General features: G+C 66.1%; 11 protein-coding genes and 1 pseudogene. 2 read left to right on the plus strand and 10 right to left on the minus strand.

Translation table 11 applies throughout. From position 1 onward, the window contains the following. Positions 1-75: 75 nt before the first annotated feature. A pseudogene (locus QMX82_RS19055) lies at positions 76-510 on the plus strand (methyl-accepting chemotaxis protein); the annotation flags it as partial. An 87-nt stretch (positions 511-597) separates the two neighbouring features. Here the strand turns inward: QMX82_RS19055 and QMX82_RS19060 are convergent. From QMX82_RS19060 to QMX82_RS19070, 3 genes are all read right to left on the minus strand, one after another. Then, entirely contained in the window at positions 598-1,215 is a 618-nt protein-coding gene (locus QMX82_RS19060) for an SOS response-associated peptidase (protein WP_208693892.1), read from the minus strand. Between the two features lie 185 nt (positions 1,216-1,400). Further along, positions 1,401-1,661, minus strand: a complete 261-nt coding sequence (locus QMX82_RS19065; RefSeq protein ID WP_282286500.1) for a putative signal transducing protein — start codon at positions 1,659-1,661, stop codon at positions 1,401-1,403. Continuing rightward, positions 1,661-1,843: a CPXCG motif-containing cysteine-rich protein gene (locus QMX82_RS19070; RefSeq protein WP_017639858.1), complete on the minus strand. Its 183-nt coding sequence runs from the start codon at positions 1,841-1,843 to the stop codon at positions 1,661-1,663. The genes QMX82_RS19065 and QMX82_RS19070 overlap by 1 nt, the downstream gene beginning before the upstream one ends. Before the next feature lie 107 nt (positions 1,844-1,950). On the opposite strand from QMX82_RS19070, the gene QMX82_RS19075 reads away from it, so the two are divergent. Further along, entirely contained in the window at positions 1,951-3,111 is a 1,161-nt protein-coding gene (locus QMX82_RS19075) for a 1-acyl-sn-glycerol-3-phosphate acyltransferase (RefSeq protein ID WP_282286503.1), read from the plus strand. 60 nt (positions 3,112-3,171) lie between these two features. Here the strand turns inward: QMX82_RS19075 and QMX82_RS19080 are convergent, their stop codons facing one another. From QMX82_RS19080 to QMX82_RS19110, 7 genes are all read right to left on the minus strand, one after another. Next, on the minus strand, positions 3,172-3,759 hold the full coding sequence (locus QMX82_RS19080) for a YajG family lipoprotein (protein ID WP_133861433.1): 588 nt from the start codon (positions 3,757-3,759) through the stop codon (positions 3,172-3,174). A gap of 118 nt (positions 3,760-3,877) precedes the next feature. Next, complete coding sequence (locus QMX82_RS19085; RefSeq protein WP_133861434.1) at positions 3,878-5,380, minus strand: efflux transporter outer membrane subunit; 1,503 nt, start codon at positions 5,378-5,380, stop codon at positions 3,878-3,880. Between the two features lies 1 nt (position 5,381). Continuing rightward, positions 5,382-8,519 (minus strand): efflux RND transporter permease subunit, encoded by a 3,138-nt coding sequence (locus QMX82_RS19090; protein ID WP_133861435.1) that lies wholly within the window; start codon positions 8,517-8,519, stop codon positions 5,382-5,384. 12 nt (positions 8,520-8,531) lie between these two features. Then, positions 8,532-9,725 carry an efflux RND transporter periplasmic adaptor subunit gene (locus QMX82_RS19095; RefSeq protein WP_208693889.1) on the minus strand — a complete coding sequence of 398 codons (1,194 nt, stop codon included), beginning with the start codon at positions 9,723-9,725 and terminating at the stop codon, positions 8,532-8,534. A 347-nt stretch (positions 9,726-10,072) separates the two neighbouring features. Beyond that, positions 10,073-10,651: a YceI family protein gene (locus QMX82_RS19100; RefSeq protein WP_208693888.1), complete on the minus strand. Its 579-nt coding sequence runs from the start codon at positions 10,649-10,651 to the stop codon at positions 10,073-10,075. A gap of 35 nt (positions 10,652-10,686) precedes the next feature. After that, complete coding sequence (locus QMX82_RS19105; RefSeq protein WP_208693887.1) at positions 10,687-11,241, minus strand: cytochrome b; 555 nt, start codon at positions 11,239-11,241, stop codon at positions 10,687-10,689. Between the two features lie 173 nt (positions 11,242-11,414). Further along, on the minus strand, positions 11,415-12,992 hold the full coding sequence (locus tag QMX82_RS19110) for a flavin monoamine oxidase family protein (RefSeq protein WP_282286511.1): 1,578 nt from the start codon (positions 12,990-12,992) through the stop codon (positions 11,415-11,417). Between the last annotated feature and the right edge of the window lie 12 nt (positions 12,993-13,004).

Genomic DNA, 13,004 nt, shown 5'->3' on the forward strand with positions numbered 1-13,004 from the left:
CACACCCCCCCAACAAACACCGCCCCCCCCCCCCCCCCCCCGGGGGGGCCCCCCCCCCCCCCCCGCGGGGGGCCCCGCGCCGGTGAGCAGGGTCGCGGCTTCGCCGTGGTGGCCGACGAGGTGCGCAACCTGGCGCAAAAGACCCAGGTAGCCACCGGCGAGATTCAGGCGATGATCCAGCGCCTGCAGCAGGGCACCCGCGAAGCGGTGACGGTGATGCAGGCCAGCGGTGCCCAGACCAGCACCCAGGTCGCCCAGACCGAAGCCACTCGGTGCGCCCTGGACACCATCCTGGCGGCAGTAAGCGAGATCACCAGCATGAATCTGCAGATCGCCAGCGCGGCGGAGGAACAGAGCGCGGTGGCCGAGGACATCAACCGCAATGTGGTCAACATCGGCCAGAGCGCCCAAGCGGTCCACGGCGAAGCCGACAGCGCCTCCCGCGCCGGCCAGCAGCTGCGCGAACTCGCCGAACAGCAACGCCAACTGGCCGGGCGGTTCCGGGTCTAGCTCTCTACTCCGTCCCCCGCTCCCTCTGGGAGAGGGCTGGGGTGAGGGCTGGCCCAGGGACTTGCCGCGCGCTTTAACGTCTAGGCGCTACAACGGCGTCAGACACTCCGGCCCGTCCACCTCGGGCCGGTTGACGATGTCGGCCAGCACCCGCTCGCGGAGCGGCATGCCGCCCGCGGCCAGCAGCGCCTGCAGGGCTTCGGGCGTGCTGTCCGGATCCTGCCAGAGGGCACGCCCCGCTTCATCGAGCAGGATGGGTCGCCGCAACGGGCCGGCGGCCTGGGTGACCATGGCCACCGACAGCCAGAGCTGATCCCCGGCCGGATAGGCTTCCCAGAGCGCGGCGAACCAGGCCAGGGGCTCGCCATTGAGCATCCAGTAGGGTCGCTTGCGATGGTTGCCGCGCCATTCATAGAAGCCGTTGGCCGGCAGCAGGCAACGCCGCAGGCGAAAGGGCTCGCGAAACATCGGCTGGGTGGCCAGGCTTTCGGCGCGGGCATGGGTGGGGGTGCGGGAAAGATCGGTGAGCCAGGGCGGGGTCAGCCCCCAGCGGCCGCTGTCGATCCGCTCGCCGTCCGCGGTCCGCCGCTGCAGCAGCACCCGCTGCTGGGGGGAGATGTTCCAGCGCGGCGGATGCTTTTCGGGGAATCCCGCCAGGGTGGCGAAGTCGGCGGGCCAGCGGAACAAGGCGTAGCGTCCGGACATGAAAACCTTTTAGGTTCTTTACGAAAAGTCGCCGAGCGAAGGTCAGGCGAGGCGAAAAAAGCTGAGGAAGCGGATCGGGCTCGCGAACGAGTTTACAAGTGGTAAATGAGTATTACGACCGGGCTGGCGTGCCAGGCGTTTTTCAACGAAGCATCACCGATGCGTAGGCACTTTTCGTATAGAACCTAGCAGACGAGGATGCCCTGCTCGGGGGAGGGATCCTCTCCCGGCAGGGGCGTGGCGGCATTGTACGCGGCGATCAGCGCCTGCGCGCGCTGGGCCTCCTCATCGTCGACCAGCAGGCCGAGCAATCCAGTCGCTGGCAGGTCACCGATGCCACCAAGCAGGTGGCGACCGGCCAGGAAGCCACTGATGCCTTCGCTGGCGAGCACCGCGAGGAGCAGTTCGCCCTCGTGCAGCGACCCCGGCTCATAGATGCGGCGCATCAGTCATCCTCCCGCCGAACCTCGAGATTCCAGTCCTCGCCATCGGTATGCAGGCCGAAGCGGATCGGTCGGCAGCAGACTTCGCAGTCTTCGTAGTAGTCCTGATCACCGCCGCTGAGGTCGAGCACCACCTCGCCTGGTTCGCCGCAATAAGGGCAATCGTATTCCTGGCTTTCCAGCATCTGCCTGCACTCCTTGACCGTCAACCTGCCGCCCATCCGGCCCCTGGCGCTTGCATCTGGCGCCACGCCCACTACTATGGCCGCCGGAATTTCTACAAGAGAACACCATGGGCGAGTTCGAAGCCATTCGACCCTATAACGACGCGGAAGTCCCCGGGGTTCTGGCCCGCCTGATCGACGACGACCACTTCATCGGCATCCTCGCCGGCTACCGGTTCCCGCGCCTGTCCAAGGGACTCGGCTGGGTAGTGCGCCCTCTGCTGCGCACTCGCCTGCGCCAGGAGCTGAGTGGTATCCAGAGCGTCGCGGCGCTGCAGGACAAGCTCGAACCCTATGTGGATCGCGCCATCGAGAAGGCCTCGGACGGCGTTACCTACTCCGGCATCGACCAGCTGCGCAGCGGCCGCGCCTATCTGTTCCTGGCCAACCACCGCGACATCGTGATGGACCCGGCCTTCGTCAACTATGCCGTCTACCACGCCGGTCTGCCAACGCCGCGCATCGCCATCGGCGACAACCTGCTGCAGAAGCCCTTCGTCAGCGACCTGATGCGGCTGAACAAGAGCTTCATCGTGCACCGCTCCATCAGCGGCCGGCGCGAAAAGCTGGCGGCGTACCAGAATCTGTCCGCCTACATCAATCACTCGATCCGCCAGGACGGCCAGTCCATCTGGATCGCCCAGGCCGAGGGCCGGGCCAAGGACGGCGACGACCGCACCGACTCGGCCATCCTCAAGATGTTCCACATGAGCTGCAAGGACGAGCCCTTCGCCGAGCTGGTCAAGGCGCTGAACATCGTACCGGTGTCCATCAGCTACGAATTCGATCCCTGCGACCAGGCCAAGGCCCGCGAACTGCACACCCGCGCCACCACCGGCAGCTATGCCAAGGCGCCGGGCGAGGACGACGTCAGCATCGCCCGGGGCATCACCGGCTACAAGGGCCGGGTGCACGTGGCCTTTGGCGAGCCGGTCACGGGTGAGTTCGAGGATGCCAAGGCGCTGGCCCAGGAAATGGACCGGCAGATTCTCGGCAACTACCGGCTGTTCCCGGCCAGTTACCTGGCCTATGCCGCCTGGGAGGGCCGCGAGCCGGACCTGGCCGTGCCCGCGGTGGACAGCCTGTTTCCCGCCGAGGAAATCGCGGTCGCCCGCGGCGAGTGGGAAAGGCGCCTGGCCGAGTGCCCGGCGCAGTACCGGGCGCAACTGGTGCGCCAGTACGCCCAGCCGGTGCTGAACAAGTACCGCGTCCTGGCCGGTCTGGAATAGCCCAGGCGCGCTCATGAAAAAGCCCGGCACGAGCCGGGCTTTTTTGTGGACGGTCGCGGCTCAGTGGCCGCTGAGCACCTGCACCACCGTCGGATCCTTGAACACCCGGGTCAGGGCGTCGCTCAGCACATCGCTGACCAGCTTGGTGTTGGCCTCGGCGTTGGGCGCCATGCCAAAGCGCTGGTTGAGGCTGGCGCCATAGCGACCCTTGTAGCCGCGCTGGCTGTTGCGCACCTCGACCTGGAAGGCCGCGGCGACGTCGGACGCGGTGACGTACAGCTCCTTGGGCGACTGGTAGTTCAGTTCGGCCAGGGTCAGGGTCAGCTGGGGCGCGCCAGGGCCGGCGTTGGGCGACGGGGTGAAGCCCATCTGGCGTACGGCCTTCTCGGCTTCGGCCTGCAGCTTGGGAATCACGTCCTGGGTCTGCACCACCACCACGCTCGTGTCGGGATAGAGACCGCCGCGGGTGCCCAGGGTGAAGGAGGAGCGGCCGTCGACCACCCGGACCGAGACCGGCTGGCCCTGGCCGACCGGCGCGATGGGCGCGGTGATCTGGGGTTGCGGACTCAATTGCTGAGGGCTGCTGGCGCAGCCGGCCAGGGTCAGACCAGTGGCGGCGAGCAGGCCGAGCAACAGGCGATAGCGCATGCAGAGACTCCGAAGAAAGGGACAGGGGGCAGTATACCCAGCCCCCCAGCGGCGTCGATAGACCGGCCTTCCGGACAAAGAAACGCCGGCACGGGGCCGGCGTCGTTCAGACCAGGCGTTACGGCTTGGCCGCCAGCGGCGGCCGGGTCTGGCTGCGTTCCAGCCAGCCGCCACCGAGCGCCTTGTACAGGGTGACCTCGCTGTTGAGCTGGTTGAGCCGATCGGTGATCAGCTGCTGCTGGGCGCTGTACAGCGAGCGCTGGGCGTCGAGTACCGTAAGGTAGTTGTCGATGCCCTGGCGATAGCGCAGGTTGGCCAGGTCGTAGTACTCCTGGCTGGCCTGCACCAGGTCCTGCTGGGCCTGCAGCTGGTCGTCGTAGGTGCCCTTCGCCGCCAGGGCATCGGCCACCTCGCGGAAGGCGGTCTGGATCGACTTCTCGTAGGTGGCGACATTGATGTCCTTCTGGATCTTCGCCGCATCCAGGCTGGCCTTGAGGCTGCCGGCCGTGAAGATCGGGATGTTGATGCTCGGCGAGAAGGTCCAGTAGCCGGAGCCGGCGTCGAACAGGCCGTTCAGGTCCCGGCTGGCCGTGCCGCCCTGGGCGGTTAGGCTGATGCGCGGGAAGAAGGCGGCCCGGGCGGCGCCGATGTTGGCGTTGGCGGCGCGCAACTGCAACTCGGACTGGAGGATGTCCGGACGCTTCTGCAGGAGATCCGACGGCAGATTGGCCGGCAGGTCGGCGAGCAGATCGGTACCGTCCAGCCCCTTGCTCTGCGGCAGCTCCGCCGGGATCGAGGTACCCAGCAGCAGGGCCAGGGCATTGCGATCCTGGGCCACCTGGCGGGTGTACTGCGCCAGATTCGCCCGCGCCCCTTCCAGGGCGGTGCGCGACTGGCGCAGGTCCAGGCCGCTGGCCACGCCATTCTCCACGGTCTGGCGGGTCAGGTCGTAGGAGCGCTGATAGGCCGCCAGGGTCTCGCGGGTCAGTTGCAGCATGCGCTGGTCGGTGAGCCAGGCGTAGTAGGCGTTGGCCACTTCCGAGACCAGCGAGATCTGGGTGCTGCGGCGTCCTTCGCTGGTGGCGAAGTAGTTGAGCAGCGCCTGCTCGCTGAGGCTGCGCAGGCGACCGAACAGGTCCAGCTCATAGGAGGTGAACCCCAGGGTCACGCTGTACTGGCTGCTGATGCTGCCACCACCGCCGCCACCCGCGCCATTGGCGCTGTTGCCGGCGAGCAGTTCGCGGATGGCGGAGACCTGGCTCAGGTCCTCCGGCTGGCGGGTACGGGTCCCGGTGCCGCTGACCGCGATGTCGGGAAACAGCTCGGCGCGCTGCACGCGGTATTGCGCCTGGTAGAGGCGCACGTTCAGCGCGGCCTGGCGCAGGTCGCGGTTGTTGTCCAGCGACAGCTGGATCAGCTGCTGCAGGGCCGGGTCGCGATAGAAATCGCGCCAGCCGATGTCGGCCGCCTGCTGGTCGCGATTGACCGTCAGGGCATCGTAGGCCTGGCCATGGGGCCAGGCGTTCTCCACCGGCGCATTGGGTCGCTGGTAATCGGGGATCAGGCTGCAGCCGGACACGGCCAGCATGCCCACGACCACCGCCAAGACAGACTTCTTCATATCAGTGTCCTTCCTTGCCATGGGCTTCCTGGTCCTTGGTGGCCTTGTCCTTGAACAGGCTGCTGACCACCACATAGAACATGGGAATCCAGAAGATCGCCAGGATCGTGGCGGTGAGCATGCCGCCGATCACGCCGGTACCCACGGCGTGCTGACTGCCGGAACTCGCGCCCGAGGAGATCGCCAGGGGCACCACGCCCAGGATGAAGGCCATGGAGGTCATGATGATGGGGCGCAGGCGCATGCGCGAGGCTTCCACCGCCGCATCGACGATGTTCTTGCCGCCCTCGTGCAGCTCCTTGGCGAATTCCACGATCAGAATTGCGTTCTTCGCTGCCAGGCCGATGGTCGTCAACAGACCGACCTGGAAGAAGACGTCGTTGGCCAGGCCACGGAAGTAGGTAGCCAGCAGGGCCCCCACCACCCCCAGCGGCACCACCAGGATGACCGCAATCGGGATCGACCAGCTCTCGTACAGCGCCGCCAGACAGAGGAACACCACCAGCAGCGACAGCGCATAGAGCGCCGGCGCCTGGGAGCCCGACAGGCGCTCCTCGTAGGACAGACCGGTCCAGGCGATACCCACGCCCTGCGGCAGGTCCTTGGCCATGCGTTCGATCTCGGCCATGGCGTCACCGGTGCTGTAGCCGGGCGCCGCGGAGCCGAGGATCTCCAGCGAGGAGATGCCGTTGTAGCGCTCCAGCTTGGGCGAGCCGTAGATCCACTCGCCGCGGGCGAAGGCCGACACCGGCACCATCTCGCCGGCGCTGTTGCGCACGTACCACTTGTTGAAGTCCTCGGGATTCATCCGCGCGCTGGCTTCGCCCTGCAGGTACACCTTCTTCACCCGACCGCGGTCGATGAAGTCGTTGACGTAGCTGGAGGCCCAGCCGATGGACAGCGTCTGGTTCACGTCGCTCTGCGACAGGCCCAGGGCGCGCACCTTCTCGTCGTCGACGATGAGCTTGAATTGCGGCTCGTCGTTGAGGCCGTTGGGACGGGTCTGCACCAGCTTGGAATTCTGCGCGGCCATGCCGAGCAGCTGGTTGCGCGCGGCCATGAGCGCCTCGTGACCGATGCCGCCCTGGTCCTGCAGGTAGAAGTCGAAGCCGGTGGCGTTACCCAGCTCCAGCACCGCCGGCGGGACGATGGCATAGACGATGGCGTCCTTGATGCCCGACAGGTAGCCCATGGCCCGACCGGCCACGGCGCTGGCGCCGTCCTTGGCGTCCGGGCGCTGTTCCCAGGGCTTGAGCTGGATGAACGCCAGACCCGAGCTCTGACCACGACCGGCGAAGTTGAAGCCGTTGACCGTGAACATCGAGCTGACCGCGCTCGAATCGTTCTTCATCATCATCTCGCGCATGGTGTCGAGCACCTTCTGCGTCCGCTCGGCACTGGAGCCCGGCGGCGTGGTGACCTGGGCGAAGATCACGCCTTGGTCCTCTTCCGGCAGGAAGGACGACTGGATGCGGGTGAAGAGGAACACCATGACGCCGACGATCAGCAGGTACAGCAGCAGGAAGGGCACCTTGTGCCGGATCACCGCGGCCACGCTGCGCTCGTAGCGGTGCTGACCGCTCTCGAACTTGCGGTTGAACCAGCCGAAGAAACCGCGCTTCTCGTGGTGCCCCTGCTTGACCGGCTTGAGCAGGGTGGCGCACAGCGCCGGGGTCAGGATCAGCGCCACCAGCACCGAGAGCACCATCGAGGAGACGATGGTGATGGAGAACTGGCGATAGATCACCCCGGTGGAGCCGCCGAAGAAGGCCATGGGCACGAACACCGCCGACAGCACCAGGGCGATACCGACCAGGGCGCCCTGGATCTGGCCCATGGACTTGCGCGTCGCCTCCTTGGGCGAGAGCCCCTCCTCCGCCATCACCCGCTCGACGTTTTCCACCACCACGATGGCATCGTCCACCAGCAGGCCGATGGCGAGCACCATGCCGAACATGGTCAGGATGTTGATGGTGAAACCGGCGGCCAGCAGCACCGCGAAGGTGCCCAGGAGCACCACGGGGACGGCGATGGTGGGGATCAGGGTGGCCCGGAAGTTCTGCAGGAACAGGAACATCACCAGGAACACCAGCAGGATCGCCTCGCCCAGGGTCTTGACCACCTCATGGATCGAGGCGGTCACCACCGGGGTGGTGTCATAGGGATAGACCACTTCCATGCCCGGCGGCATGAACGGCTTGAGGCGCTCGATGGTGGCGCGGACCGCCTTGGCGGTATCCAGGGCATTGGCCCCGGTGGCCAGACGCAGCGCCATGCCGGAGGCCGGCTTGCCGTCGAACTGGGCATCGATGGAGTAGTTCTCGCCACCCAGCTCGACCCGCGCCACGTCACGCAGGCGCACCTGGGCACCGCTCTGGTCGACCTTGAGGAAGATCTTGCCAAACTCCTCGACGCTGGTCAGGCGGGTCTTGCCGATGATGGTGGCGTTGAGCTGCTGCCCCGGCACCGCCGGCAGGCCGCCGAGCTGACCGGAGGCGATCTGCACGTTCTGGCTCTGGATGGCGCTGCTGACGTCGACCGGCGTGAGCTGGTACTTCACCAGCTTCTGCGGATCCAGCCAGATGCGCATGGCGTACTGGGCACCGAATACCTGGAAATCGCCCACACCGCTGGTCCGCGCGATGGGATCGCGCATGTTGGAGACGATGTAGTTGGACAGGTCTTCCTTGGTCAGGGAGCCGTCCATGGAGACCAGGCCCACCACCATCATGAAGTTGCGCTGGTACTTGGCGACGCGCATGCCCTGCTGCTGGACTTCCTGCGGCAGGAGCGGCGTCGCCAGCTGCAGCTTGTTCTGCACCTGGACCTGGGCGATGTCGGAATTGGTGCCCTGGTTGAAGGTCACGATGATGGTCATGCTGCCGTCGGAGTTGGACTCCGAGGAGATGTACCTGAGGTTGTCGATCCCGTTCATCTGCTGCTCGATGACCTGGACCACGGTGTCCTGCACCGTCTGCGCCGAGGCGCCCGGGTAGCTCACCTGGATCGAGACCGCCGGAGCGGCGATGTTCGGGTACTGGTTAATCGGCAGCGTGAGGATCGACAGAATGCCGGCGAGCATGATCACCAGGGCGATTACCCAGGCGAAGATGGGCCGGTCGATGAAGAACTTGGACATCAGGCGCTCCCCTTACTGACCCTGACCCGCCGGCTGCTGCTCGGCGGAGGCGATGTTGCTCGCCGGCTTGGTGGTGACGGTGGCACCCGGCTTGATCTTCTGCAGACCTTCGGTGATGACCTTGTCACCCGCCTTGAGGCCGTCGGTGACCAGCCATTCGGCGCCGACGGTGCGCTCGGTCTTGAGGATCCGCTGCTCGACCTTGCCTTCGCCGTTGACCACCATGGCGGTGGGCTGGCCCTTGAGGTCGCGGGTCACACCCTGTTGCGGCACCAGCAGGGCATTCTGGCGCACGCCGGACTGCAGCTCGGCACGCACGAACATGCCGGGCAGCAGCAGCTTGTCGGGGTTGGGGAATTCGGCGCGGATGGTCACCGAGCCGGTGCCCTGGTCCACCGACACCTCGGCGAACTTGAGCTTGCCGGGACGGCTGTAGGCAGTGCCGTCTTCCAGCATCAGCTTGACCTGGGCGGCGTTCTCGCCCTGCACCTTCTGCAGCTGACCGCTGTCCAGCTCGCGGCGCAGGCGCAGCAGATCGGTGGCGGACTGGGTCACGTCGACATAGATGGGATCGAGCTGGGTGATGCTGGTCAGGGCGCTGGTCTGGTCGGCGGTGACCAGGGCGCCTTCGGTCATCATCGAGCGCCCGATGCGCCCGGAGATGGGCGCGGCGACCTTGGTATAGGCCAGGTTGATCTCGGCGTTGCGCAGCGCGGCCCTGGCCGATTCCACCTGGGCTTCGTTCTGCCGCTGCATGGACAGCGCATCGTCGGCTTCCTGCTTGCTGATCGCCTGCTCCTTGACCAGGGCGCCATAGCGCTGGGCCTTGAGCCGGTTGGAGGCCAGGGTCGCCTGGGCCTGGGCCAGCGACGCCTTGGCCGAGTTGACGTTGGCTTCATAGGTGCGCGGATCGATCTGATAGAGCTGGGTGCCGGCCTTCACGTCGGCGCCCTCGGTGAAGCTGCGCTTGAGCAGGATGCCGCTCACCTGCGGCCGCACCTCGGCGATGCGGAAGGCGGACGTGCGCCCGGGCAATTCGTCGGTCAGGGTGACGGTGCGAGGCTGCATCGTCACTACCCCGACCTCCGGGGGCTTCTGCTGCTGTTGCTGCTGGTCCTTGTTGTCCTGCTTGCCGCAGGCACCCAGGGCCAGGGCCACGGCCAGCAGGGCGGGAGCGAAAAAGGCATGCGCCGGCTTGATCTGCATATCAAAAGTCCTTGAAAGCGGGGAAATGAGCATGCGCAGCGCGCCTTGTGGATCCGCACCGGCTCGAGCATAGGAATTATTATCAGACAAATATACTTACGTTCACGACTGTTTGTAAATAACCCAAGCGCTTTACTCGGGTATCTCGTCGGCGACTCCGACGTCTCGTGAAAACGGCTATGCCGACAAAAGTCAGGCCAGTGCGACCGACCTCGGTAGCAGACCATGAGGCAGGAGGCGAGTTCTGCCGGGAAATCCCGGTGTCGCCCGCCTCGTCGGCAAAAACGACCAGGCATAAAAATGCCGGACGAATCCGGCATCTTTGGTTACAACCTGAGGGCGTCCCGTTACTGGCGCACGCCTTCGAAGGACAACATGAATTCCACTTCCTGGGATTTCGGGCCGAGGTCCTTCTGGATGTTGAAGTCCTTGAGCTTGAGGGTAGTGGTGCCCTCGAAGCCGGCGCGGTAGCCGCCCCAGGGATCCTTGCCCTCGCCCATGAAGTGGGCCTTGATGGTGACCGGCTTGGTCACGCCGTTCAGGGTCAGGTTGCCGGTGACGTCGGCGGTGCCATCGCCGGTGGCGGTGACCTTGGTCGATTCGAAGCTGGCCTGGGGATGGGCGGCGACGTTGAGGAAGTCGGCGCTGCGCAGGTGCTTGTCACGCTCGGCGTGGTTGGTGTCGACGCTGTCGGTGTTGATGGTCACCTTGACCTTGTCGGCGGACGGATCCTTGGCATCGAAGCTGAAATTGCCGTCGAAGTCCTTGAAGGTGCCGTACAGCCAGCTGTAGCCCAGGTGCTGGATACGGAACTGGATGAAGGCGTGCTGGCCCTGCTTGTCGATCTTGTAGTCGGCGGCCATGGCCTGGCCAGCGCCCAGCAGAGCGGTACCCAGGGCCAGGGCGGCAACGGTTTTCTTCAGCATTGGATGGAGCTCCAGGTGGTGGTGGGAAGCGAACATCAGGAAGGGGTATGGACCCGGCCGAGCATGCGGACCAGGGTGCCGTCGCGATCGACGAAATGGTGCTTGAGCGCGGCCAGCATGTGCAGACCGGCCAGGATGATCAGCGTCCAGGCGAACCAGAGGTGGATCTTGCCGGCGGTATCGGCCTGCTCCGGCAGGCCGCTCAGGGTCGCCGGGACCTTGAACCAGCCGAAGACATCGATGGCCACGCCATCGGCGGTGGAGATCAGGTAGCCGGCCACCATGACGCTGAGCATCAGCCCATAGAGCAGGAAGTGCCCGGCACCGGCGGCGCGGCGCACCAGCGGGCTGCCCTCCACCGGCGGCGGCGGACTGACCAGGCGCCAGAGCAGGCGCAGCACCAGGGCGATCAGCAAGAGGATGCCGGCGCTCTTATGCAGTTCGGGGGCGGTGTGGTACCAGGTGTCGTAGTAGTCCAGGGTGCGCATCCACAGGCCGGAGGCGAACATGGCGACGATCGCCAGGGCCATGACCCAATGCAGAACCAGACTTACCAGACCGTAGCGAAGGCCATCGTTGCGCCAGTGCATCGCTTTTCTCTCCTGAAAAAGCTTTGCCTAAGCCTAGCCGCAAACGTATCGATGGAAAGCGGAAAAAGTATCGAATCAATATCGAAGGAATCGATGGGTCGGACGGCGCGCGAAGGCCCCGTCCGCTCCGGCCCAGACGCTGCGCGATGGCAGCGCCCGGGCTCAGGCCGGGATCAGAACGACCAGTGGAACAGCTTCCAGAAGAAGCCGTGCTCGCCGCTGTCCTTGGCCGGCGCGGCGGCGGCAGCCTTGGGCGCGGCAGCGGGCTGGGCAGCGGTCTTGGCACTGGCCACCACCGGCACCACGGCCTTGCCGGCCTTGAGGTCGCGAACCTGACCGGCGGCGCGCTGACCACTGGCGAGGGCGCCTTCCAGGGTGCCCGGATGCAGCGGATCGGTGTGCTCGCCGGCGAAGATCACCCGGCCGGTGGGCTTTTCCCACAGCCGCCAGTAGCGGGTGATCTGCCCCGGACCATAGGCCAGGTAGGCACCGCCCACGCCCGGATCGCGGCTGTAGCGACGGACTTCGTAGCCGGAGAAGGCACCCCGAGCCTTGGGATAGAAGGCGTGGAAGCGGATCAGCACCTGATCGACCATCTGCTTGTCGCCGAAGGCCTGCACCAGGCGCGCGCTGTCGCCGGCCAGGTTGACCAGCACATTGGCGCCGCCCCTGACGTCCGGCTCCACCCACAGCATGCCCAGGCCCTGGTCGCTGTAGATCTCGCCGCTCATGCGCGACTTGCTGTCCCATACCGGGGTCTTGAACTTGAGCAGGATCTGGTCACGCCAGCCATAGGTGGTGCCCTTGATGGCGGCCTGCTGGGTGGCGTCCAGCGCCGGGGTCATCTGCACCTGACCGAGGGCGCGCAACGGCACCGCCATCACCACGTAGTCGGCCTTGTAGCCGGTGGCACCGGCCTTGACCACGACACCGTCCTTGTCCTGGACGATGCTGGAGACCTTGTTGTCAGTCTTGATCGTCTTGATCTGCTTGACGAAGGCCTGGGCCAGCACCTCGCTGCCACCGGGCAGGCGGGAGGCGCGCAGGTCCTTGTCATCGACGCCGCGATAGACACGGGTCTGCTGGGCCAGATAGAGCAGCGACAGGCGCGAGGGCTCGTCGTAGCGGACGCGGATGCGCTGGTTGATCAGCTGGCGGGCCACCGGCGGCAGATTCTGCTTGTCCAGCCAGGTGGCGGCGTTGATCTGGTCGAGGGCGTGCAGGGTCGGGGTGGCGGTCGGCTGCAGCGGATCGCTGATGGCGGCGGCCAGGTCGTCCAGGGACTTGTCGACGCGCTTGAGGGCATCGGCCACGGCCGGCAGCTTCTGCGCCAGGTCGTCCTGGGAATAGTACTGGCCTTCGATCAGATAGCCCGGGGTGCGCACGAAGGACGGCGCGTCCACGGTCTTGAGCTTGAAGGTGTCCAGGTAGTGGTTGAGCACCGGCTGGGCCTTGGTGTCGCCGATCCATTCGCTGGAGGCGAGACCGGAACGACCGCCGACGCGCGCGCCGGCTTCCAGCAGGGTCACGTTCCAGCCGGCCTGCTGCAGTTCATAGGCCGAGGCCAGACCGGCCATGCCGGCACCGACCACGATCACCGAGGGACCACTGGGCGCGACGGGTGCCGCGGCAGCCTTTTCCGGCGCCTTGTGCGTCTCTTTATGGGCCTTCTCGGCAGCGCCTGCGCTCAGGCTGGTAGCGAATACGCCGGCTGCCAAGCAGACGGTAAAACCTGTCCAACGCGACGACATCTTTTCTAGACT

It is taken from the genome of Pseudomonas sp. PS02302 (assembly GCF_029959585.1).
Taxonomy (GTDB): Bacteria; Pseudomonadota; Gammaproteobacteria; order Pseudomonadales; family Pseudomonadaceae; genus Chryseomonas; species Chryseomonas aestiva.